This is a genomic window from Streptomyces sp. SID3343 (assembly GCF_009865215.1).
Lineage (GTDB): Bacteria > Actinomycetota > Actinomycetes > Streptomycetales > Streptomycetaceae > Embleya.
In genome coordinates, this window is record NZ_WWJX01000564.1 from 1 (window position 1) to 21,516 (window position 21,516).

The window sequence follows — 21,516 nt, forward strand, 5'->3', positions numbered from 1 at the left end:
CGACTCGATGATCATCGGTACCGCGTGCCGGTACGGCGCCGACGGCCCCGCCGGCGTGTCCGCCTGCCGAAGCCTGCTGACCGGAGCCGAGGCAGTGCCCGCCGTCGTCGCCCAGCGGGCGTGCGCCTACGCGGCGGCCTGACCACGATCGCGCCGGCCCGAACGGCCCGCATGGTCGGCCCCGTTCGCAGGGGTTCGAAGAAGGCCGGTCGGGTCGGCGGCGGTTCCTTCTCCACCTCGGGTGGGAATTCGGGTTTGGTCCGCAGGTGGAAGACCGCGAGATTCGTGGGGCCGATGCTTTCGGTATGAACTCCCCACCACAGACCGCAGCGATATCGGTCGACGAACTGACGAAGCGCTACGGTCGCACGACCGTCGTCGATCGGCTTTCCTTCACCGTGCGAGAGGGCGCGGTGACCGGCTTCTTCGGACCCAACGGGGCGGGCAAGACCACCGTCTTGAAAACGATCGTCGGGCTCGCCCGGCCCAACGGCGGACGGGTCGCGTTCCGATCCGGCGCGGTGCCGTCCGACGCCCGGGAGTTGGGCGTCCACATCGAACCGTGCGGCGCGCATCCGGGCCGCACGGCCCGAACCCACCTGCGCGCGCTGGCGATCCTGGCCGGACTGCCGCGCAAGCGCGTCGACGAGGTACTCGAAACCGTCGGCCTCGAACAGGCCGCCAGACGCCGGGTCGGCACCTACTCGATGGGCATGCGCCAACGCCTGGGCCTGGCAACCGCGTTGCTGGGCGATCCGGAGATCCTCGTGCTGGACGAACCCGTGAACGGCCTGGATCCGCAGGCCATTCGCCGGCTGCGCACGCTGCTGCGCGAACGCGCGGCCCGCGGACGCACGACGCTGCTGTCCAGTCACATGCTGAGCGAGGCGGCACAAACCGTCGACGACATCGTCGTCATCGACAAAGGCCGCCTGGTCCACACCGGAACGATCGCCGAGCTCGAACACAGCGGGCTGTCGGTGCGCACCCCCGAACCCGAGCGGCTGTCGGGCCTGATCGCCGCCGCCGGCGGACGGGCCGAGCCCGCGGACGGCGGCGGCGACGCGCTGTGGGTCGAGGGCCTGCCCGCGGGGAAGGTCGCGGAACTGGCCCTGCGCGCGAACATCCCGCTGGAGGAGATCACCTCGCGGACCGCCTCCCTCGAGGACGTTTTCTTCGATCTGACCGGAGGACAGGACGCATGATCCGTCTGGTGCGAGGAGAGATGCTCAAGACCGTCAGCACCCGTTCGCTGTACGCGTTCGTGGTCGGCGGGATCGCGTTCGCGGCGCTCAACGCCGTGGTCATCGCCGTGGCCTCGGGACAGTTGGACGAGGTCGCGGAGAAGGAGGAAGCCCTCGCGGGCCTGCCGGTCCTGTTGATGCTGTGGGGACTCGTCGGCGTGGCCGGGGAGTACCGCCACCGCACCGCCGCACCGGCCGCGCTGGTGGCCGGGCGCGACCGCGGCGTACTCCTGCTCGCCAGGATCGGCGCCCACGCGCTGACCGGCCTGGTCGTCGGGGCGCTGATCGTCGCCGCGTCGGTGGCCATCGCGGTACCGCTGCTGCGCGACCATCCGGGCGCGGACCTGACCACGGGCGAGATCACGTCGGTCGCGGTGGGCAATCTGGTGGCGTTCGTGCTGTCTGCGATCATGGGTGCCGCCATCGGGGCGATGGTGCGCAGTCCGGTCGTGGGGGTGGTCGTGGTGTTGATCGTCAACTTCGCGGTGATTCCGCTGATCTCCGGCGTCGCCGAATCGGCCGCCAACTACACGCCGTTCGGGGCCGCCGGAGTGCTGGCCCGATCGACGCACCACACGACCCTGTCGGCGGAAGGCGCCGCGATGGTACTGGCCGCCTGGGCGGTCGCGCTCGTGCTCGCGGCCGTCGCCGGCGAACGTCGGCGTGACCTGGCGTGAGCGCACTGTCCCGATCCCTGCGAGCGGCGCGCCGGTGGCTCTCGGCGCGCCGCTCCGCGGTGTTCGACACCGTCGTCGCGGGGGTGACCACCGGTGTGGAATTCGGGTTGACGTTCGAGGACGTGACGCCCGTCACCGTGTTCCCGGCCGTGCTCATCGTGGTGAGTGGCGCGCTCCTGCTCGCCCGACGCCACGCGCCGGCGGCGGTACTGGCGGCCGTGTGCGCGGTGGCGGCGCTGCTCGCGGCCACCGGTTGGTCACCCGGCGGCGCGCCGTCGCTGGTGGCCCTGTACACCGTTGCCGAACTGCGCGAACGGCAATTCTCGCTGGCCGCGCTCGTGCCGACGGCCGGCTTCCTGATGGGGGCGAGCATCAGCGCGATCCCCGTCTCCGTCATCGCGTGGGGGCTCGGTACCTACGCCCAGACCCGGCGCCGCTACACCGCGGCCCTGGAGGAACGCGCCGCCCACCTGGAACGCGAGCGCGAGCAACTGACCGTGATCGCGGCGCAACAGGAGCGCACGGCAATCGCCCGCGAACTGCACGACATCGTCGCCCATTCGGTCACCGTGACGCTACTGGGCGTGCGCGGCGCGCGTGACGTGCTCCGCACGGCTCCCGACGTGGCCGACGACACCCTGGAGCGCGTGGAGACCAACGCCGAGGAGAGCCTGGCCGAGCTGCGCCGCATGCTGCTGTTGCTGCGCGAGCCGGAACAGCACGCGCAAATGCGCCCGCAACCATCGCTCGACCAACTCGCCACCCTCGTCGCCTCGTACGGTGACGCCGGACTGCCCGCGCGCCTGGAGGTCACCGGCGAACGGCGACCGCTCGCGGGCGGCGTCGAGTTGTCGGTGTACCGCATCGTCGAGGAGGCGTTGACCAACGTGCTCAAACACGCCCGGGCCACCCACGTCACGGTGACGCTCGGCTTCGGCCGTACGCACCTGGACGTCACGGTCGTCAACGACGGTGACCGCGTCGGTGAACCCTCGTCGGCCGGACAGGGCGGCGCCGGACACGGCATCGTCGGAATGCGCGAACGGATCGGCGTGCTGGGCGGCGAACTGGACGCGCGGCCGGGCGCTGAGGGCGGATTCCGGGTCGCGGCCCGCGTGCCCATCGGGGAGGCGGCATGAGCATCCGACTGCTCATCGTCGACGACCAGGAACTGATCCGTACCGGCCTTCGCCTGTTCCTGGAGACGAAAGACGAATTCACCGTCGTCGGCGAGGCGGCCGACGGCGACGAGGTGCTCGAAGCGGTCCGCGCGCTGCGCCCCGACGTGGTCCTGATGGACATCCGGATGCCGCGCATGGACGGCGTCGAGGCCACCGCCCGACTGCACGCCGCGGGGATCTCGCCGACCCCACGCGTACTGATCCTGACCACCTTCGACCTGGACGAATACGTCTTCGGCGCGCTGCGGGCCGGCGCGGCCGGATTCCTGCTCAAGGACGCCTCGCGCGCGCGCCTGGTGGAGGCGATCCACGTGGTCCACGAGGGGGAGGCGCTGCTGTCGCCGTCCGTCACCCGCCGCCTGATCGAGAATTTCGCCGCCCGCACCGAGCCGCTCCCGTCGGCGAGCGCCGTGGCGAACGTGCTGACCCCGCGCGAACGCGAGGCCCTGGTCCTGGTGGCGCGCGGCCTGTCCAACAGCGAGATCGCGGCCCGGCTGGTGGTGACGGAGGCGACGGTGAAGAGTCACGTGGGCGGCATGTTCGCCAAACTGGGGCTGCGCGACCGGGCCCAGGCGGTGGTGTTCGCCTACGAACACGGCGTCGTCGTCGCCGGTGAGGCCGGCTGAACCCGCGCGTCGACACCCCGCGAGCCGGCGAACGGCGACCGTGAAATCATGGCCGTCGAGCCGACGCGAACGTCTTCCGCCGTCCGGCTGATCAAAACCGATGCCAAGCGGACACACTACGCAAAAAACTACGCAGAGACGGGAACCCGCACACGTGAAATCGGCGCGTAGGACTCTGCTTTCGGCCCTCGCGATGGTGTGTCTGCTCGTCGCGACGACGACCGCCTGCCTCAAGGACGACGCGGGGACGGGGACATACGTGTCCGCAACCGCGGACCCGCGTCCGTACGAACAGTGGTTGGCCGCGCGCGCGGACATCCCGGCCGACCTCGCCTTGCCCGGGAAATTCCTCACCGTCGCGGGCCATGACGCGGCCAAGGGGCCCGGGCGCGTGCTGCGCTATCGCCTGGAGGTCGAGGACGGCATCGACATCGACGCCCGATACCTGGCCCGCGCCGTGCACGAGACCCTCAACGATCCGCGGAGCTGGGGAGGAGGCCGGGGCACGATCGCCCTGGAGCGGGTGAGTTCCGGCGATTCGTCGTTCACGGTGACTCTCGCCAGTACCGGGACGGTCAACTCCTGGTGTGCCAAGGACGACCTGGACACCGGGGAGCAACGGGTCTCCTGCAACGTGGCGTCCACGCGTCGGGTGATGCTCAACGCGTGGCGGTGGTCCGCCGGATCCCCGACCTACGGCGACGACCTGGCGAACTACCGACGCATGCTCGTCAACCACGAAGTCGGCCATCGGTTGGGCCATTTCCACGAGACGTGCGAGCGATCCGGCGCGCTCGCACCGGTCATGATGCAGCAGACCCTCACGTTGGTCACCGGAGCGGCCACGTGCGTGGCCAACCCGTGGCCGTACCCGTGAGCGAGGAAACCGGCGTCACGAGAGACCGGCGTCCGCCGGCGTCACGAGACACCGGCGGACGCCGACGAAACCCACCCGGCAGAGCCCGGACGGCGCCCGACGGATCACCAGGGAAGGGGGCCTTCGGCGTCGAAGTAACCCCCGGTCGGGCCGTCCGGACCCACCTGCGCCATCCGCACGATGATCTCGGCGCCCTGCTCGACGGTCTGGACGCCGGTGTTCTGGTTCAGGTCGGTCATGGTGAAGCCGGGCTCCACCGCGTTGATCCGCATGTTCGGGAACGCCTTCGCGTACTGCACGGTGATCATGTTGACCGCGGTCTTCGACGCCGGGTACGCGACGCCCGGGTAGGCGTACGCCGGGGTTCCCGCGGCGGTGACCACGGTCAGCGAGGCCAGCGCGCTGCTGACGTTGACCACGACCGGCGCGGCGGAACGCCCCAGCAGCGGAAGGAAGGCGTGGAGGACGCGCACCGTGCCGAAGACGTTCGTCTCGAAGGTCCTGTGCATGACGTCGGCCGTCAGCTCCGCGGCGCGGATCACGACGGTGCCGTCGCGCATCTCCTCCTGGATGCCGGCGTTGTTGACCAGCACGTCGAGTCCTCCACCGGCCTCGACGGTTTCGGCCGCGGCCCGTACGGACGCGTCGTCGGTGATGTCGAGTGGGACGGCCCGCGCGCCCAACCGCTCGGCGACCCGACGCCCGCGCTCGGCGTCCCGGCTGCCGACATAGACGGTGTGGCCCGCGGCGACGAGTCGGCGGGCGGTCTCGAAGCCGAGACCCTTGTTCGCTCCGGTGATCAGTGTGGTTGTCATGCCTCCACGGTCGGGCCCGGCCGTGCGATCAGCCAGGAGTCCCGTCTTCCTGGGAATGCCGGTACCAGGAAGATCCGGGCCGGGCGGTGCACAGTGGTGTCATGGCGACCACGGAGTTCGGGCATACGGTGCGGCGCTGGCGCGATCGGGTCTCCCCGGAAGCGGCCGGACTGCCGGGCGGCGGCCATCGGCGCGCGGCCGGGCTGCGCCGCGAGGAGCTCGCCCTGCTGGCCGGGATCTCGGTCGACTACGTCACCCGCCTCGAACAGGGCCGGGCGAGCAACCCGTCGGAACAGGTCGTCGAGGCCCTGGGCCGGGCGCTGCGCGTGTCCGGAGCCGAGCGCGAGCACCTGTTCCACGTCGCCGGGCTCGTGCCACCGGGGCGAGGCACGGTGCCCGCCTACATCACGCCGAGCATTCAGCGGATGCTGGACCGGCTGATCGGCACGCCCGTCGCGGTCAGCGACGCGGCGTGGACGCTGCTGTTGGCCAACCCGCTGTACACGGCGCTGACGGGTGAGTACCACGGCGACGAACGCAACGCGGTGTGGCGCAACTTCCTCGGCTCGGGCAGCCGCTTTCGCCACACTCCACAGGCTCGGCACGCGCTCGAGGTCGCGCAGGTCTCCCAACTGCGTGCGACGGCCGGCCGGTATCCGGCGGATCGGCGACTGCGGCGCCTGATCGCGGAACTGCGCGCGAACAGCGAGCGGTTCGCCGAGCTGTGGGATTCCGGAGCGGTGGGCGGACCGGAGGCGTCGCGCAAGACGATCGACCACCCGCAGGTGGGCGCCGTGACGTTGGACTGCGACGTGCTCAGTGTCGCGGGCAGCGACCTGCGGATCATGGTCTACACGGCCGAGCCCGGCTCCGAGGACGCCCAACGCCTCGCGCTCCTGGCCGTTTTGGGTACCCAGACGCTCGCCGAGTAGGGAATCCGGCAGCGACGCGGCACCGACCTGCGCCCGCTCCGCCATCCGCCGGCGAGGCAACCGGAGCCGGCACCACGGGTGTTCGGATGGCCGGCGGCGGCCGTGGCCGCTCGCCGCGCCGCGCCGGCGAACCCGTCGCGGTGGTGCCGGTTGTGCCACTTCGGCGCAGGGTCGCCACCAGCCGCCGGGTTGCCGGGTCGTACGATGCAGCGGGCCGTGAACTGAAAGGGTGTCAGCAATGCGCAGGATCCTCGTCGTCGGTGCCGGGCACTCCGGGCTTCAGCTCGCGTTGGGCCTTCAGGCCCACGGATACGACGTCACCGTCATGACCGAGCGAACACCGGACGAGATACGTGCCGGCAGAGTGAGTTCGACCCAGATGATGTTCCCGTCGCAACTGGCCCTGGAGGCCGCGCAGGGCCTGGATCTGTGGGACGCGCAGGTCCCCAAGCTGCCCTACACCGGCTTCACCATCCCCGGACCGGACGGCGTGCCGTTCGTGGATTGGCTCGGGGACATGGGCGGATCCGAGTCCGTCGACCAGCGAGTGAAGATGTCGACCTGGCTGGAACTGTTCGCGCGCCGCGGCGGACACCTCGTCCTGCATCCCGTCTCGGTCGGCGACATCGACTGGTACAGCAGGAACTTCGACCTGGTGGTCGTCGCGGCCGGCAAGGGCGAACTGGTCACGATGTTCGACCGCGACCACGAGCGCTCGATCCACACCGAGCCGCAGCGCCGGCTGGCCGTGTCCTACGTGCACGGCGTCGCGCACCGTCCGGAGGTGGGGGAAAAGGCCGTACACCTGAACGTGATCCCGGGGATCGGCGAGTTGTACTACCTTCCCGGCCTCACGGTGAGCGGCCCGTGCGAGATCATCCTGGTCGAGGCGATCCCGGGCGGTCCGCTCGACCGCTTCGCCGGCGTCCGCGACCCGCGCGAACACTGGGCGCGCACCCTGGAGTTGATCCGCACCTACGCGCCGTGGGACTACGAGCGCACCCGGGGCGCCGAGCTGACCGACGAACTCGGCGTACTCAGCGGCGCGTTCACCCCGGTGGTCCGTCACCCCGTGGCCGAACTCCCGTCCGGCGGTATCGCGTTGGGCATCGCCGATGTCGTGGTGGCCAACGACCCGATCACCGGACAGGGGGCCAACAGCGCCGCCCGCGCGGCGGCGGTGTACCTGGCCGCGATCGTCGAGCACGGCGACAGGCCGTTCGACCGGGACTGGATGCAGCAGACGTTCGAGCGCTTTTGGGACTACGCCCGCCACTCGGTGAAGTTCACCACCGCGCTGCTCGCCCCGCCACCCGAGCACGTCGTGCAACTCCTCGCCGCCGGCAACGAGCACCAGGCGGTCGCGGATCGGGTGGCCCGGGCGATCGACACCCCGTCCGACTTCGAGAACTTCCTCTACGAGCCGGACAAGACCCACGCCTACCTGCGCGAGATCGGCGCGATGCCCTGACGGCGCTCCGCCCGCCGGCTCGGACCGGGGCAGGTGGGCGGGTCTGAGGGACTCCTACTTCGTGTCGCCGTCAGGCGCGGGATCGTGGCCCTGAGCGAACGGATTGCCGTAAGCCAAGTCGACCCAGGGGATTTGGGGAGCGAGCCGCCACGATGCCGCGATCACGGCCTTGTGTTCGCGGGGCGGGCCGTTCCAAAACGTGCAGGTTCGAGCGACAGGCATCCCGAGTTGCTTGTTCATCCATCGGCCGCCTCGTTTGGTGTCGAGTCCGGTCCGGTGTCGATATTCCGGGGTGGTCAGCACTCCGATGTACTTCCCGTGCTTCACGGACTCCCAGGTGACCACTGCCTGGACGTCGGCCCAGAGAAAGACCTTGGGCTTCAGCCTGAGCCCCAAAGGGATGGTGACGCCGGCCGAGTCCATGGTCATGGCGACCGGCCTGATCCAGGGGCCGGCCACGAGGATCACGGCGCCGAGCCCGAAGAAGCCCCAGTAGAAGATCGCCATTGCGAGTGGCAAGCCCGGAAGGGACGCGAAGGCGCAGAAGCCCACGAAGATGGGCATCGTTCGGACGGTCCCGCGCGGCCGGTGGGAACGCAGTTCGAACGGCGGTGCGGTGGGCGACGTCATGACGCCATGCTGCCGGCACGAAGTGCGGGCCGACACAGGGGGAACCATCGTCCGCCGCCGGGTCGACCCGCCTCGCGTGCCAGGGGTACGGCGGGGCCGAACGACCGACCGCCGCGTCCCGCGATCCGGGCCTACGGACGCGAGTCGGCCCGATCGGTGCCCCGAGGCCGTGCGGTCAGCACCGCCATGTCCAGCGGCAGCGGTCGGACGTCCGACAGCTCGAAACCGGCGGCGGACAGGAGCGCCCGATACTCCTCGACCGAGCGCTCACGGCCACGTGCGTTCGTCATCATCTGGATGTCGTAGCGCAGCGGGAGCGTCGACCCGCCCGCCTCGACGATCGGTCGCTCTACGATCGCCACAGTCGCGTCTGCCGGGACGGCCTCGGCCAGTCGGCGCAGGATCGTGGCGCATTCGGCGTCCTCCCAGTCGTGGAGGATGCGCGACAGCAGGTACAGGTCTGCGTTCGCGGGCAACGCGTCGACGAAGAAGTCACCGGCGATCAGGTCGCATCGGTCGGCGCAGCCCGCCGCCTTCAAGGTCTCGCCCGCCGCATCGACGACGTGGGCACGCTCGAAGAGCACCCCGTGCGCATCGGGCACCGTGCGTAACACGCGGGCCAGCAACTCGCCGTTGCCTCCCCCTACATCGACGACAACCGCCTTCGGCGCGATGTCGAGCACGCCGGGCACCGCGTCGAAGACGACCGCCCCGAACGCCATCGCCCGCTCGAACAACCGAGCGACGTCGGGGTGAGCGGCGAAATAGTCGAACGAGTCCTCGCCGTGCACGTGCCGAAACGCGTCCTCGCCGGTGCGCACGGTGTGTTCCAGGCCGAGATAGGACTCGAAGAACAACCCGCTGTAGATGGCGGCGAGTGCGTTGAGCGACCCGTCGACGTTCGTGCGCAACAACTCGCCGCGCGCGGTGAGCCCGTACGCCCCGTCCGCCTCCACCCGCAGGACGCCGTGTCCGGCCAGCATCCGCAGGAGTCGGCCCAGCCGTGCGGGATGCGCCCCGAGGACGCCGGCCAACTCCGCGGCGGACACGGGGCCTTCGGCCAGCCGGTCGGCCACCCCGAGCCGGGCCGCTACGCCGATGGATTGGGTGACCCAGGCCCCGGTCATGAGTTCGAGCATGTCCCGCATCGGGTCGGTCGGCGTCGAACCGGGTGTCGAACCGGGCGCCGAAGCGAACGCCGAACCAGGCGCCGAACCGAGCGCCGAACCGAGTGTCGATCCCGGCGTCGTTCGCGCCGACGCGGTGGTGGGCCCGGCGAGGTGGCGTTCGACCGCGTCGTGGTGCGGGCCCCGGGCCATGACTTCCAGTCGGCGGGGCCACGGGTCGCGCGCCGATCCGCCCCGGCCGCGGCTGCGGAAGTACAGCACGGACGTATCGTTGTGCGGGTTGTAGCCGCCGCCGTCGCCCACCGTGCCGTCCTGGGAGGCGAGCAGGTCGCGCAGGTCGAGCAGCGTGCCCCGCTCCGGGTCGGTGACCTCGAAGGCGAAGTGGGTTTCGCCGTTGTCGTCGCGCTCGGCCGCGACGATCCGCTCGAAGCGGGTGTCCTCGCCGGTCGGTAGCGCGAACAGTTCGAGGTTCGGGGTGCGGCCCTCGTGCTCCGCCGTCGACACGCTACAGCGCACGATGAACACCTCGACCGTCTCGGCGGGTTCGTCGATGCGGTGGGCCACTCGGTCGCGGACGACCGTGCTCGGGACGACCTCGTCGATCCGCAGGCCCAGGGACGGCAGTCGATCCAGGAGATTCGTGAGCCGGTCGGGGAACACGAGCAGGGCGCCGTGACCGAAGCGACAGTGTCGGTCGAACATGTCCACGACGCCGTCGGGCACGCCGTGCGGTAACGCGGCACGCAGGATCGCGGCGTCCGCATGGTGGCGTACATAGTCCACGATCGAGGCGATGCGCTCCGCGTCGGCGGCGTCGAGCCCGCCGCCGAGTGCACTGCCGAGCCCGGCGGGCGGATCGGTGTCGGGCCCGGAGCCGAGTTCGGGGCCGAAGTCGGTTCGGGGGATGGGTGGAAGGTTCACGGCAACGTCCTTGTCGTCGTCGGCACGCTTCGTCGTGGTTCCCGGCGACCGACCCGGCGTCGGTGTAGAGGACGCCGAAGCGGTCGCGGGCAACCTCGACGAGCGTATGCGGCGGACGCCACGCCGGTTGGCGGTCGCCGGGTGGCAGGGCCGCCGCCGGCCGCGCCGCGCGCAGGAACAGCGTGGGAGTGGAAGGAGATCCGGTGGTTGGTTGGTCGGGGCCCGACGATACCCACCCATGACCGTCAACAGGGTCGATATTCACCCTGACGGCTGACGCCCCCCACGACCGGCGGGTGAACGACGCGCCGAACGTAACCCCCCACCGTACGAGAGGACTTCGCCGCCGAAAGCTCGACCGCGAGGTGCGGGCGGCAGCGCGGGCGGTTCGACCTCCGCGACGGCTGCGATGACGGCTGCGATGATCCGGCGCACCTCGGCCGCCGGCGCGACACCGCGTCCTCGACCGACGCGATGGAATCCGCGACCAAGGGTGCCTGTTCCGGAGCCCGCGGTTCCCGGCGGACGCACCCGGCGCCGAGCAGGATCGGGGGTCGGCCGACGCGACCCGTCACAGCGCCGATCGGCAGGGTCGCGCGGAGCGAGGGCGGACTCGTCGCATCGGGACGCTGGTACCGGTCGCCGGCGAGCGAGACGGTACCCGAGTCCTAGTGCCCGTGGGCGATGTGCTGGACCGGGTCCACTTTCTAGTCTCGGGGGCATGCGAACCCCTGACTCACCCGCGCCGTCCGATGCGGTGACACCCGCGCCGGCCCGAGGGCCCCACCCCCCGTGGCAGTGCTCGCGGCGGGCACTGGTGGTCCTCCCGCTCGCGCTGTGCGTCGGTGCGACGGTGGCGGTCGGGACCGCGCGGGCAGTCGGCTCGCGACCCGGCGATCCGACGTCCGCCATGGCGCGTGCCGCCCACACGCTGCGCACCACCATCCCGGACGGTAGCGACGACAGCGACCTGCGGTCCCTGGGTCGGATGATCGCCGACGCGGTCGTCGTCGGAGTCGGCGAGGCCACGCACGGATCGAGCGAGTTCGTCACCACCAAGCACCGCATCTTCCGCCATCTCGTGGAGCGCAAGGGTTTCACCACCATCGCCTTCGAGTTCCAGTGGAGTGCGGGCGTGCGTCTGGACGCATGGGTGCGCACCGGCCGGGGCGACCTCACGACGATCATGGACGAGGAGTTCCAAAACGACGACGGTCTGTGGAACAGCACCGAAACGGCCGACCTCTTCCGCTGGATGCGGGCCTGGAACGCCGACCACGACCATCCGCTGCGGATCGTGGGCGACGACCTTCTTTACGCGGGGCCGCTCCTGTTCGACGCGGTCACGGCGTACGTCGGCCGGCACGATCCGGACCTGCTGCCGGAGATCGAGCGGCTGTACGAGGAGTCGAGGCCCACCGCCGGGATGAACGACACGATGAACGCCCGAAGGGTCATGCCGCTCGCCGACCGGCAACGCATGCGCGACGACGTGGGGCGGGTGCTCCACCTCCTCGAAAGCCGCCCGCCCGGCCCGGATCGCAAGGAACACGCGCTGACCGTCCAACACGCCAGGGCCATCGCACAGAACGCGAACCTGTACGCGTTCGACCTCGTCGACGACGTTCCCGCGGCGATGCGCTACCGGGACGAGGCGATGGCGGCGAACACCATGTGGTGGCACCGCCACACCGGTGAACGGGTGTTCCTCTCCGCGCACAACACGCATGTCGCGTGCGAGAGCCCGGTTCCCGAGTGCTACCCCAAAGTGCAGGGCCAGTTCCTGCGGGAACAGCTGGGACACCGCTACGTCGCGATCGGATTCATCTTCGGCCAGGGCTCGTTCAACGCGACCGACCCCGACGACCCCGCCATGGTGTATCGCCCCGTCAAGCTCGGACCCTCGGCCGCGGGCACCAGTGAACGCACCCTGGCCCGGGTGTCCCGACGCAACTTCTACCTCGACACGCGAACCATGGCGCCCGTCGTGCGCGCGTGGCTGGAAGCCGTCCACCCGACCCGCAACATCGGTGCCTCGTGGCCGGCCACCGAGTACGAGCCGACCCGAATCGGTCCGGGCTACGACATCCTGATCCACCTGCACTGGGTGACCGCCACCCTCATGCGCTGAGCACCTGCCGGTGCGCGGCGCGGGGGTGCCGCGCGAGTCGCGGTCGGCCCGCCTCGATCGTCGTGCGACCGGGCCGCCGTTCGGCGTAGGGGACGTGTCGGGTCGGCATGGGGCGCGCGTGGAGCGGGGACGGGGCGAGCACGGCACGAGCCGATTCCACCGAGTACGGAGTGAACCCGCATGACCCCCACCGAACCGACCGTCCGCGCCCTGGTCGACGCCATCAACGCCGGCGACCGTGACGGCTTCGTGGCCCGACTGGCCGAGGACGTGACGATGTCCGACGACGGCAGCGACCACGATCCGAACGAGTGGATCGACCGCGAGATCTTCGGCAGCAACGGGCGGATGGCGGTGCTCTCCGAAACCGACGGCGGTCGCGGTTTGGTCGCCCGGTTCCGCAACGACGCCTGGGGCGAGATGCGCACCCGGTGGCACTTCACCGTCGAAGACGGCAAGGTCCGACACTTCGAAACCGGCCAGGCCTGACCCGGACGGCAGTCCGGGCAGCCGACGAGTTGCCTGCCCACGGACCTCCCGGAAGCGGCGTCGCGGCTCTCGGCGACGATGTGGGTCGGGCGCCGATCCCCGCCGGACCCGAACGACCGCCCCCGGCCCGGGATCACCGGGGCAGGGGCTCGGCGTGAAGCCGGCGCGAGTGTCGGCGGCGCTCGGTTTCGTGGGCGGCGACGTCCCGTCCAGCGGTACGCGAGCGCGGCGAACCCGCCACGGTTCGCCCATGGGTTCTGTCTCGAACACGACTGGACGCGCCGTCGGTTCACATCGCCCGGAGCTGGTCGTGGCGATGACGGGCGGGCGGCACGTCCACCGAATCCGCGGCTTCGAGGTCGAGCGCGGCACCGGCGCGAGTGTCCACCCGTGCGCGCAGGGCGTGCGTCAGCGCGCGCAACCGCTGCCTGGCCCTGCGTTCGTCGAGCGTTGCCGACTGGGCGATGGACGAGTTGCGCGCGAGACAACGCTCGAAGCTGTACACGCGTACGTGGCGCGGCTGTGGTCGACGCCCGGCACGCGCGGCGTCGAGGAGGACTCGGTCGCTGTAGCGCAGGTCGTACAGGATCACGCTTCGCCACGGCTCGCCGTCGAGGCGAGGGAGGGCGCGACACAGCGAGGAAGGCGCGTGATGCGCGGTGCGTGACATGGGGCTCCGTCGGTTGTACCGCCGGGACTTTCCCGGGGGCTACCGAAACCCCGTCGGCCCGATGGCACGTTCGTGACCCATGCGCCGAAGATACCGGTCCACAGGTGCTCGGGGTGCCGGATCGGGGTGGTCGGCACAGACTCGGGGGCATGGACTTCGCGGACGTCGACGTGTTGCTCGTGACGGACCTGGGTGTCGAGATCCAGGCGACTGCCGATATCTGGGACTGGTATCCGCCGGACAGTCCCCGGCCCGCCGGCGCGCCCCTGTGGTCGGCGATGGTCGCCGGGTCGACGGTGCTCACGCAGGTGATGTCCGTGGGTTCCGGCGGGGACCTGCGCATCGACGCGACGGGGGAGCTTGCCGGGTACGGGGTGGTCGCGGTGTACGAGCACGCGGCGGAACTGCGCGGGCGCGGCACAGTGACGCCGTGAGCGCGTCGCGGGTCGGGCAGTCGGGGTAGTCGGGTCGATACTCCGTGTGCCGCGGGCGTTCTGCGCAGGCGCGTCGATGGGTCCCGGTCGATGATCGATTCATGGCCGCTGACGATGACGCCCCCGGCTCGCTGCCGCTGATCGAGCCGATGCTCGCGATCGAGGGGCAACTGCCACCGGCCCCCGCGGACGAGGCATACGGGGTGGAGACCAAATGGGACGGTGCTCGGGTGATCTCCTACGCCGTCGGTGACGGCTCACTGCGACTCCTGTCCCGCAGCGGGGACGACGTGACCGCCGCCTTTCCCGAACTGCACCCGCTCGGCGAGCAACTCGGTCGCCGGCAGGTCGTACTCGACGGCGAGATCGTCGCGTTGGACGATGGTGGGCGGCCGGATTTCGGGCGGTTGCAGCGTCGGACGGGCGTCGTCGACCCGCGCAAGGTCGCCCGACTGGCGATCGATGTCCCCGTGCACCTGATGCTGTTCGACGTGCCCTATGTGGACGGCCTGCCGCGATGGTCGACGCCGTATCGCGAGCGCAGGATGCTGCTGGAGGGGATGGACCTCGCGGGGCCGCGCTGGACCACGCCCTCGTACGCCGAGGGCCATGCGCACGAGGCGTGGGCTGCGGCGCTCGCCTACGGGCACGAGGGGGTGGTGTGCAAGCGGCTCGACTCCGAGTACTCGCCCGGTCGGCGTTCGGCCGACTGGATCAAGGTCGTCCGCACCGAGACCCTCGACGTCGTGATCGGTGGTTGGGTCGAGGGCCGCGGCGACCTGCGGGGTCTGCCCGGAGCGGTGCTCGTCGGCATCGACGCGCCGGGCGGACTGCGGTATGTCGGCGGGGTCGGGTCCGGCCTGTCGGACGCCGAGCGCGGTGAGTTGGGCGAGTATCTGGGCGCGCTCGCCGCCGAGGAGTCACCGTTCGTGAACCCGGTCGACGACGAACCGGACGTTCGTTGGGTGCGGCCACGTCTGGTGGTCGAAGTGACCGCGTCGGGCCGGACCTTCGGTGGCCGGCTGCGTCACCCGACGTGGCGACGGCTGCGCCCGGACCGAACGCGACCGGCCTGAGGTGACCGGTCACCGGGGCAGACAGGCGTAGTGGGATGCCCGATTCGCCGCTGGTGGGGGTGACTTGAGGCGCTCTGATCACTTAGCTTAGGCTTGCCTAACAAGCGCGAGGCGTTCGTGCTGCACGACACCGTCCGCGTTCGGCGACCCCTGCCTTGCTTCTCGTCGTTGACCGTTCGGTTGGATCGGAAAGAGGTCACCGATGTCTCTCCAGCCCCAGGGCATGGCCCGTCGCGGATTCGCGGCGACAGCCGCGGCCGCCGTCCTCACGCTCGGCCTGGTCGCATGCGGCTCGGACGACGACAACGAGTCGCCCAAGGGCGCCCGGGACACCCAAGGCGCCAAGGCCCGGGAGACCGGAACGCCCGCCGCCGGCGCCCCGGCGTTCCCCGTCACGATCAAGAGCGCGCTCGGCGACGCGAAGATAACCAAGAAGCCCCAGCGCGTGGTCACCCTCGGCCAGGGTTCGACGGAGACCGCGATCGCGCTGGGGCAGATCCCGGTGGGCAGCGAGACCTACCCGTGGGGCAGCGACGGCACCGGCTACCTCCCGTGGGTGCACGAGGCCGTGACCAAGGCCGGCGGAAAGCTGCCGAAGCAGTTCAAGGGCGGCGAGGAACTCGACATCGAGGCCGTCGCCGCGCTCGAACCCGATGTCATCCTGGCCCCGTGGTCGGGTATCACGCAGAAGCAGTACGACCTGCTCAAGGACATCGCGCCCACGGTCGCCTACCCCGACAAGGCGTGGAGCACCAACTGGGACCAGCAGATCGAGATCGTCAGCAAGGCGCTCGGGCAGCCCGACAAGGCCCGAGAACTGACCGCCAAGATCAAGCAACAACTCGCCGACGCGGCCGCCTCCCGCCCGAACTACAAGAACGTCACGTTCTCCTACATCTACAACACGGGCCCGGGCACGCTCGGCGTCTTCAAGCCCGAGGAACAGCGGGTCTCCGTCGTCTCCTCGCTCGGGCTCAAGGTCGACCCGGTCGTCGACACGTTCCCCGAGACGGACGGCACCGACTCCGCGATCATCGGCCTGGAGAACGCCGACAAACTCGCCGCGAGCGATGTGGTCTTCACGTTCTACATGGACGACAAGGCCCGCCGCGAGATCGAAGCGCAGCCGCTGTACGCCTCGATCCCCGCGGTCAAGCGCGGCTCGGTCGTGGCGAGCAACGACAACCCGTTCGTCACCGCGTCGTCGATGATCAATCCGCTGACCGTGCCCTGGAGCATCGACCGCTACCTCCCGCAGATCGACGCGGCGGTCGCCAAGGCCGGCAAGTAGGGCGGCCGGGGACACGACGCGGATGACCACCGATTCCCCCGTCCGCCCGACCGCCGCCGGTGCCTCGCGCGCCGGCGCCGGGCGGTCGGCCGTTCTGTGGGGCGGGTGCCTGGCGTTGCTCGTGGCAGCTCTCCTCGCGAGCGTGATGTTCGGCAGCAAGACGACGCCGCTGCGTGACGTCCTCGACGTGCTGCGCGGACACGGCGACCCGTACCTGACGACCGTCGTCGAGAGCCGCTATCCGCGCACCGCGCTCGGCGTGCTCGCCGGCGTGTGCCTCGCGGTGGCCGGCACGCTCATGCAGGGCGTCACCCGAAACCCTCTGGCCGACCCGGGACTTCTGGGTATCAACGCCGGAGCGGCAGCCGGAATCGTCACCGGTACGGCCTTCGCCGGCGCCTCCGGCAGCTGGGCCGCGCTGTGGTGGGCGCTGCCCGGCGCACTGCTCGCCGGCGCCTTCGTACACCTACTGGCGGCGGGCGGCGGGCGGACCGGGCTGGTGCGTCTGGTCCTCGCGGGCGCGGTGTTGTCCGCGGTGCTCGGCGCGTACATCCAAGCGGTCGCGCTCAGCAAGCCGAAGGTCTTCGACAGCTACCGCTACTGGGTCGTCGGCGCGTTGGGCGGACGCGACTGGGACGTACTGTGGTCGACGCTGCCGTTCGCCGCAGTCGGCCTGGGGGCCGCGCTGTTGCTCGGCCCGGGGCTGAACGCGCTCGCCCTGGGCGACGAATCGGCCCTCTCGCTCGGCGCCCGGCCCGCCGTACTACGCGCCGGCGGTCTCGCCGCCGCGACCGTGATGAGCGCGGCCGCCACGGCGGCCGTGGGTCCGATCGCCTTCGTGGGCTTGGGCGTTCCACACATCGTGCGAGCGCTCGTGGGCACGGACTTCCGGCGGCAGATCGGCTTCGCGGCGCTGCTGGGGCCTGCGCTGCTGCTCCTGGCCGACGTGGTGGGTCGCGTCCTGCTGCGCCCGCAGGAGTTGATGGTGGGCGTGGTCACCGCGTTCGTGGGGGCGCCCGCGCTGCTCCTCGCGGTACGCCGGATGCGGGAGGCGACATGAACACGCCCCAGCCGCCGCCGGCCCGGTCCACCTCCGCCCGGTCGCCGTCGAGGCGGCCCGCGCCGAACCGGCGTCCGCGCGGCTACCTGCGGATCGGGTCCGTGATCGCGGTGCCCGTGCGCGGGGCGTCCGTGGTCGCGGCGGTCGCCATGCTCGCCCTGATCGTCGCGGTCTCGGTCGCGACGCTGACCCTGGGCCGGCTCGGGATCGCCCCGGGCGACCTCCTTTCGTCGGTGTTCGGCGGCGCGGAAGGCAAGGAGAAGTTCGTCCTCAACCGCCTGCGCGGACCGCGGCTGGCGGTGTGCCTGGGCGCGGGGACGGCGTTCGGCCTGTCGGGGGCGCTGTTCCAGGCGGCCACCCGCAATCCGCTGGCCAGCCCGGACGTGATCGGGCTCAGCAGCGGCGCCGGCGCGGGAGCCGCGATCTTCGCGCTCGCGTTGCCCGGTGGCACGCCCGTGTGGATCGGCGCGCTGCTCGGCGCGTCCGCGGCGATGGGCATCGTCTACCTCACGACCGGCACCGGGTTTCGCGATCCGGCCCGGCTGGTCGTCGCCGGTATCGGGGTCGCGGCGATCGGCACCGCGATCACCCAGTACGTCGTCTACGTCGTGGAACGCGACAAGGCGAGCGCGCTCAGCGCGTACGTCAACGGCAGCGTCGCGGCGCGGTCCTGGGACGACGCCGGCACGATCGGCCTCGTACTGCTCGTCGTGGCCGGCCCGGCCCTGATCCTGTCCCGGCACCTGGACCTGGGCGAAATGGGCGACGACGTCGCCCGATCGCTGGGCGGCGATCCGGGTCGGACCCGCACGCTCGCCGTGGTCCTGGCCGTCGTGCTTTCCGCGGGCGCCGTCACCGTGGCCGGCCCGATCGCGTTCATCGCGTTGACCGCGCCGCAGATCGCCCGGCGCCTCACCCGCGGCTCGGGCCCGCACCTGGTGTCGTCCGCCCTGGTCGGCGCGCTGCTGCTGACCGTGGCCGACCTGGCCGCGCAGCAACTGCCCTGGGTCGAACCGCTACCCGTCGGCATCTACACCCTCGCCTTCGGCGGGGTCTACCTCGGATACCTGCTGACCCGCGAGTGGAGGAGTGGACGACTGTGAGCCGCCAACGCCCGCCGGCACCCGCCGGCCTGAGCGCCCGAGGCGCGACGCTGTCGTACGGCAGGACGCCGGTCGTCGAGGACGTCGACCTCGACCTGCCGATCGGCGGTCTCACCGTCATCGTGGGCCCCAACGGATGCGGCAAGTCCACGCTGCTCAAGGCGTTCGCGCGGGTGCTCAAGCCCGTGCGCGGCGCGATCACGCTCGACGGCAAAGACGTCCACGGCTACCGCGGCCGTGAATTCGCGCGCACCGTCGCACTGCTGCCGCAGAGCCCGATCGCCCCCGAAGGGGTGAGCGTGCGCGATCTCGTGCGCCGCGGTCGGCACCCACACCACACCCTGCTGCGCCAGTGGTCGCCCGACGACGACCACGCGATCGGCTTCGCCCTCGACCGCACGGGCCTGGGCGATCTCGCGGACACCCCGGCGGGCGACCTGTCCGGGGGTCAGCGCCAACGGGCGTGGATCGCCATGGTGCTCGCGCAGGAGACCCCGATCGTCCTGCTCGACGAGCCCACGACCTTCCTCGACATCGCCCACCAGTACGAACTCCTGGAACTGTGCGCCGAGTTGAACGACGAGGGCCGTACCGTCGCGGCGGTCCTGCACGACCTCGACCAGGCCGCCCGGTTCGCGTCGCACCTGGTGGTCGTCAAGGCCGGGCGGGTCGTCGCCCAGGGCACGCCACACGAGGTCCTCACCGCGGCTCGCGTCCTCGACGTATTCGGCCTCGCGTGCGACATCGTCCCGGACCCGCTCACCGGCACCCCGAAGGTGATCCCACACACCCGCCGCGCGGGCACGACCACCGGCCCGGCGAACGGGGCCTGACGGGGCGGCGATATTCGGTGGGGAAGGCGATGTCGGGTGCGGCCGGCGACGATCGCGGCGGCACCCAGCGGCTTCGGCGCGCGGGGGCGGTGAATTCGTGGGCGTCGTGCGTCGTGCGTGCATCGGGCCGGCGCTGCGGCGGCGACTCACCCCGCGCCGACCGGATTCGTGGTCCCGCGCGGATGGGCAACGCCCTGTGCCCGCCGTGCCGCTGATGACGCGTCACCTGTTCGCGGGCCGTCCCGTCCGTGACTCGGGTTGTTCCTCGGGTGCCCGCTCACCCGTCGTCGGCGAGCGTTCCCCGCCCTGTCGGTGATCGTTAGTACGTTCGTCTCCGTCCCGCCGATCCGGTGGGAAACCCCCTGCGGTGCAAAGGAGATGGTGTGTTGTCGGATTGGGAGGAATCGAGCACGGCCCGGGTGATCCCACCCGCTCGGCCGCGCAAGCTCGCCAAGGTCCCGTTCGTCGAACTCGCCGACGGTCGCCTGCAAGGCGTGGTGTCCAGCGGCTCGGACATCGGGCGCGTCTACGTGTCGTCGATCGCGGCCGGCGACTACGCGTTCGCGTGCAGTACCAACAACAACCGCCCCTGCGGCGGCGCGCACGGCTCGTTCTGCAAACACCTCACGGCCCTCGTCACCGAGTCGGTGCTGCAATACGGCGCCGAGCGGGTCGCCCGCTATCTACGGGTCGAGACCGTCGACGCGGAGCCGAATGCGCAGACCGTCACGGCGGCCATGACCGGCACCCGCCCGCGGCAGACGAGCGCCAACGCCGCGGCGCCCGTCTTCAGCAGGTTCCTGCGCCACCTGGCCTACCTGGAACTCACCCCCACCACGACGCCGTTGCCGGAGATGCAGTGGTTCCCGCCGACCAGGGAGGTGGCGTGATGCGCGCCGATCTGCTCGTCGAACCCATCGCCGGCCTCGACGAAGCCCTGACGGTCGTCGAGGCGTTCGACCGCACGCTCGTCGGCGGCCTGCTCCGGCCCCGCCCCGCGCACGCCGCAGCCCTGGCGGAACTCGCCGACGCCGTGGCCCGCACGCCGTTGGCCTCCCGGGTCGCCGAGGCGGCCGAGAAGGCGATGGCGGGAGTCGCGAGCGAGGACCACTTCGTCGCCCTCGCCGCCGCCCGCATCGCGTTGCTCGGTTCCGTGCACGACGCGCTCACCGCTCGCGTCGACGAGGCGACCGGCCGCACCCGGGTCGAAGGGACGGCCGCGGAATCGGGGGAGGGGGAGCCGGTGGCGGTGAATCTGCTTGCCGCCGCCCGCTCCTGGCTCTGCGATCTGGCGCGCGCCGGATGGCAGGGCATCGACCACGAACTGGTCTCCGGTTCGGCGCAGGTCGTCTCCGCGATGCTTCCCGACCCGGCCCTGCGCCGCCTGGCGACGCTCCTGGACGGCTTCGCCGCCGAACTCGCCGCATCCTGCCCCGGCGCGACCCTGGAGCGGATCCCGGTGCGCCGCTGGGCCGACCTGTGGTCGCGCGCGATGCTCCTGACCCGCCCCGGCGCAACCGGCGCGGCCACGACCGGCACCGCGACCGGCCGCCTGCTGCCGCTCGGCGTCGACGTACAGGAACACGCGACCGCCGCGCAGGCCCAGGTGTACGCGGTGTTCGAGCCCGCCGACGGCAGCGCGGTCCGCGTGGTGCGCGCGAGCGTTTCGGTGCCCAAGCCGGACACCGTCGTCGGAGTCGGCGTCTGGCAGTTGCTCCGCCCGCACATGTCGCTGCTGGCAGCCGCCGGTGAAGGCCGTTCGATGGACCTCGCGGACATGCCGATCACCGCCGAAGGCGACCTGATCTGGAGCGACGCACACGCGCGCGCCGGCGCATCCGCCGACGCGTTCGCCACCGCCCGCATCGCCCTGCCCGGCGCCGCCGCCTCGGCGACCGCCCCCCTGGACCGACACCCGGCACAGATCG

The 21,516-nt window shown here is 71.3% G+C and carries 21 protein-coding genes; 17 read left to right on the plus strand and 4 right to left on the minus strand.

All coding sequences use genetic code 11. The annotated features are described in order from the left end of the window. Positions 1 to 305: 305 nt before the first annotated feature. The 5 genes from GT354_RS17225 to GT354_RS17245 all read left to right on the plus strand — a co-directional run bounded on the left by GT354_RS17225 (position 306) and on the right by GT354_RS17245 (position 4,605). A complete protein-coding gene (locus GT354_RS17225; protein WP_161357183.1) occupies positions 306 to 1,205 on the plus strand; it encodes an ATP-binding cassette domain-containing protein in 900 nt (299 codons plus the stop codon). After that, positions 1,202 to 1,921: an ABC transporter permease gene (locus GT354_RS17230; RefSeq protein ID WP_161357184.1), complete on the plus strand. Its 720-nt coding sequence runs from the start codon at positions 1,202 to 1,204 to the stop codon at positions 1,919 to 1,921. The genes GT354_RS17225 and GT354_RS17230 overlap by 4 nt, the downstream gene beginning before the upstream one ends. Next, on the plus strand, positions 1,918 to 3,060 hold the full coding sequence (locus tag GT354_RS17235) for a histidine kinase (protein WP_161357185.1): 1,143 nt from the start codon (positions 1,918 to 1,920) through the stop codon (positions 3,058 to 3,060). Before GT354_RS17230 ends, GT354_RS17235 begins: the two co-directional genes overlap by 4 nt. Next, positions 3,057 to 3,728, plus strand: coding sequence for a response regulator transcription factor (locus tag GT354_RS17240; protein WP_161357186.1), 672 nt, complete (start codon positions 3,057 to 3,059; stop codon positions 3,726 to 3,728). Before GT354_RS17235 ends, GT354_RS17240 begins: the two co-directional genes overlap by 4 nt. A gap of 154 nt (positions 3,729 to 3,882) precedes the next feature. Continuing rightward, the gene (locus tag GT354_RS17245) at positions 3,883 to 4,605 is read left to right on the plus strand and encodes a DUF3152 domain-containing protein (RefSeq protein ID WP_346012062.1); all 723 of its coding nucleotides are present in this window, start codon (positions 3,883 to 3,885) and stop codon (positions 4,603 to 4,605) included. A 104-nt stretch (positions 4,606 to 4,709) separates the two neighbouring features. On the opposite strand, the gene GT354_RS17250 is transcribed toward GT354_RS17245, so the two are convergent. Next, positions 4,710 to 5,420, minus strand: coding sequence for an SDR family NAD(P)-dependent oxidoreductase (locus GT354_RS17250; RefSeq protein ID WP_161357188.1), 711 nt, complete (start codon positions 5,418 to 5,420; stop codon positions 4,710 to 4,712). 101 nt (positions 5,421 to 5,521) lie between these two features. Here GT354_RS17250 and GT354_RS17255 point away from each other — a divergent pair, with 101 nt between their 5' ends. After that, positions 5,522 to 6,352, plus strand: a complete 831-nt coding sequence (locus GT354_RS17255; protein WP_161357189.1) for a helix-turn-helix transcriptional regulator — start codon at positions 5,522 to 5,524, stop codon at positions 6,350 to 6,352. 238 nt (positions 6,353 to 6,590) lie between these two features. Continuing rightward, complete coding sequence (locus GT354_RS17260; protein WP_161357190.1) at positions 6,591 to 7,823, plus strand: styrene monooxygenase/indole monooxygenase family protein; 1,233 nt, start codon at positions 6,591 to 6,593, stop codon at positions 7,821 to 7,823. A gap of 54 nt (positions 7,824 to 7,877) precedes the next feature. Here the strand turns inward: GT354_RS17260 and GT354_RS17265 are convergent, their stop codons facing one another. Both GT354_RS17265 and GT354_RS56515 read right to left on the minus strand, forming a co-directional pair. After that, entirely contained in the window at positions 7,878 to 8,387 is a 510-nt protein-coding gene (locus GT354_RS17265) for a hypothetical protein (protein WP_161357191.1), read from the minus strand. 197 nt (positions 8,388 to 8,584) lie between these two features. Further along, positions 8,585 to 10,501: a methyltransferase gene (locus GT354_RS56515; protein WP_161357192.1), complete on the minus strand. Its 1,917-nt coding sequence runs from the start codon at positions 10,499 to 10,501 to the stop codon at positions 8,585 to 8,587. A 910-nt stretch (positions 10,502 to 11,411) separates the two neighbouring features. Between GT354_RS56515 and GT354_RS17275 the strand changes: the two genes are divergently transcribed. Together GT354_RS17275 and GT354_RS17280 are read left to right on the plus strand one after the other, a co-directional pair. After that, the gene (locus tag GT354_RS17275) at positions 11,412 to 12,632 is read left to right on the plus strand and encodes an erythromycin esterase family protein (protein WP_272923834.1); all 1,221 of its coding nucleotides are present in this window, start codon (positions 11,412 to 11,414) and stop codon (positions 12,630 to 12,632) included. Between the two features lie 180 nt (positions 12,633 to 12,812). Next, positions 12,813 to 13,121 carry a nuclear transport factor 2 family protein gene (locus tag GT354_RS17280; protein ID WP_161357194.1) on the plus strand — a complete coding sequence of 103 codons (309 nt, stop codon included), beginning with the start codon at positions 12,813 to 12,815 and terminating at the stop codon, positions 13,119 to 13,121. Positions 13,122 to 13,410: 289 nt separating this feature from the next. Here the strand turns inward: GT354_RS17280 and GT354_RS17285 are convergent, their stop codons facing one another. Then, a complete protein-coding gene (locus GT354_RS17285) occupies positions 13,411 to 13,791 on the minus strand; it encodes a hypothetical protein (RefSeq protein WP_237535055.1) in 381 nt (126 codons plus the stop codon). Positions 13,792 to 13,940: 149 nt separating this feature from the next. Here GT354_RS17285 and GT354_RS17290 point away from each other — a divergent pair, with 149 nt between their 5' ends. From GT354_RS17290 to GT354_RS17325, 8 genes are all read left to right on the plus strand, one after another. Next, on the plus strand, positions 13,941 to 14,225 hold the full coding sequence (locus GT354_RS17290) for a hypothetical protein (RefSeq protein ID WP_161357195.1): 285 nt from the start codon (positions 13,941 to 13,943) through the stop codon (positions 14,223 to 14,225). A gap of 101 nt (positions 14,226 to 14,326) precedes the next feature. Then, entirely contained in the window at positions 14,327 to 15,301 is a 975-nt protein-coding gene (locus GT354_RS17295) for an RNA ligase family protein (protein ID WP_161357196.1), read from the plus strand. Between the two features lie 202 nt (positions 15,302 to 15,503). After that, complete coding sequence (locus GT354_RS17300; RefSeq protein ID WP_237535057.1) at positions 15,504 to 16,592, plus strand: iron-siderophore ABC transporter substrate-binding protein; 1,089 nt, start codon at positions 15,504 to 15,506, stop codon at positions 16,590 to 16,592. A 22-nt stretch (positions 16,593 to 16,614) separates the two neighbouring features. Next, on the plus strand, positions 16,615 to 17,652 hold the full coding sequence (locus GT354_RS17305; RefSeq protein ID WP_161357197.1) for an iron ABC transporter permease: 1,038 nt from the start codon (positions 16,615 to 16,617) through the stop codon (positions 17,650 to 17,652). Continuing rightward, complete coding sequence (locus GT354_RS17310; protein WP_161357198.1) at positions 17,649 to 18,755, plus strand: iron chelate uptake ABC transporter family permease subunit; 1,107 nt, start codon at positions 17,649 to 17,651, stop codon at positions 18,753 to 18,755. Before GT354_RS17305 ends, GT354_RS17310 begins: the two co-directional genes overlap by 4 nt. After that, positions 18,752 to 19,588: an ABC transporter ATP-binding protein gene (locus GT354_RS17315; RefSeq protein ID WP_161357199.1), complete on the plus strand. Its 837-nt coding sequence runs from the start codon at positions 18,752 to 18,754 to the stop codon at positions 19,586 to 19,588. Before GT354_RS17310 ends, GT354_RS17315 begins: the two co-directional genes overlap by 4 nt. Positions 19,589 to 19,974: 386 nt before the next feature. Beyond that, positions 19,975 to 20,478: a hypothetical protein gene (locus tag GT354_RS17320; protein WP_161357203.1), complete on the plus strand. Its 504-nt coding sequence runs from the start codon at positions 19,975 to 19,977 to the stop codon at positions 20,476 to 20,478. Further along, positions 20,448 to 21,516 (plus strand): hypothetical protein (locus GT354_RS17325; protein WP_161357200.1); only part of this gene is annotated, 1,069 nt, incomplete at its 3' end. The genes GT354_RS17320 and GT354_RS17325, both read left to right, overlap by 31 nt.

Excerpts from the sequence above, each read along its gene's own strand:
- GT354_RS17225 (WP_161357183.1), top strand. The coding sequence starts at position 306 with ATGAACTCCCCACCACAGACCGCAGCGATATCGGTCGACGAACTGACG.
- GT354_RS17230 (WP_161357184.1), top strand. The coding sequence starts at position 1,202 with ATGATCCGTCTGGTGCGAGGAGAGATGCTCAAGACCGTCAGCACCCGT.
- GT354_RS17240 (WP_161357186.1), top strand. The coding sequence starts at position 3,057 with ATGAGCATCCGACTGCTCATCGTCGACGACCAGGAACTGATCCGTACC.
- GT354_RS17250 (WP_161357188.1), bottom strand. The coding sequence starts at position 5,420 with ATGACAACCACACTGATCACCGGAGCGAACAAGGGTCTCGGCTTCGAG.
- GT354_RS17255 (WP_161357189.1), top strand. The coding sequence starts at position 5,522 with ATGGCGACCACGGAGTTCGGGCATACGGTGCGGCGCTGGCGCGATCGG.
- GT354_RS17260 (WP_161357190.1), top strand. The coding sequence starts at position 6,591 with ATGCGCAGGATCCTCGTCGTCGGTGCCGGGCACTCCGGGCTTCAGCTC.
- GT354_RS17265 (WP_161357191.1), bottom strand. The coding sequence starts at position 8,387 with ATGCCCATCTTCGTGGGCTTCTGCGCCTTCGCGTCCCTTCCGGGCTTG.
- GT354_RS17275 (WP_272923834.1), top strand. The coding sequence starts at position 11,412 with ATGGCGCGTGCCGCCCACACGCTGCGCACCACCATCCCGGACGGTAGC.
- GT354_RS17280 (WP_161357194.1), top strand. The coding sequence starts at position 12,813 with ATGACCCCCACCGAACCGACCGTCCGCGCCCTGGTCGACGCCATCAAC.
- GT354_RS17285 (WP_237535055.1), bottom strand. The coding sequence starts at position 13,791 with ATGTCACGCACCGCGCATCACGCGCCTTCCTCGCTGTGTCGCGCCCTC.
- GT354_RS17290 (WP_161357195.1), top strand. The coding sequence starts at position 13,941 with ATGGACTTCGCGGACGTCGACGTGTTGCTCGTGACGGACCTGGGTGTC.
- GT354_RS17295 (WP_161357196.1), top strand. The coding sequence starts at position 14,327 with ATGGCCGCTGACGATGACGCCCCCGGCTCGCTGCCGCTGATCGAGCCG.
- GT354_RS17300 (WP_237535057.1), top strand. The coding sequence starts at position 15,504 with ATGTCTCTCCAGCCCCAGGGCATGGCCCGTCGCGGATTCGCGGCGACA.
- GT354_RS17305 (WP_161357197.1), top strand. The coding sequence starts at position 16,615 with ATGACCACCGATTCCCCCGTCCGCCCGACCGCCGCCGGTGCCTCGCGC.
- GT354_RS17310 (WP_161357198.1), top strand. The coding sequence starts at position 17,649 with ATGAACACGCCCCAGCCGCCGCCGGCCCGGTCCACCTCCGCCCGGTCG.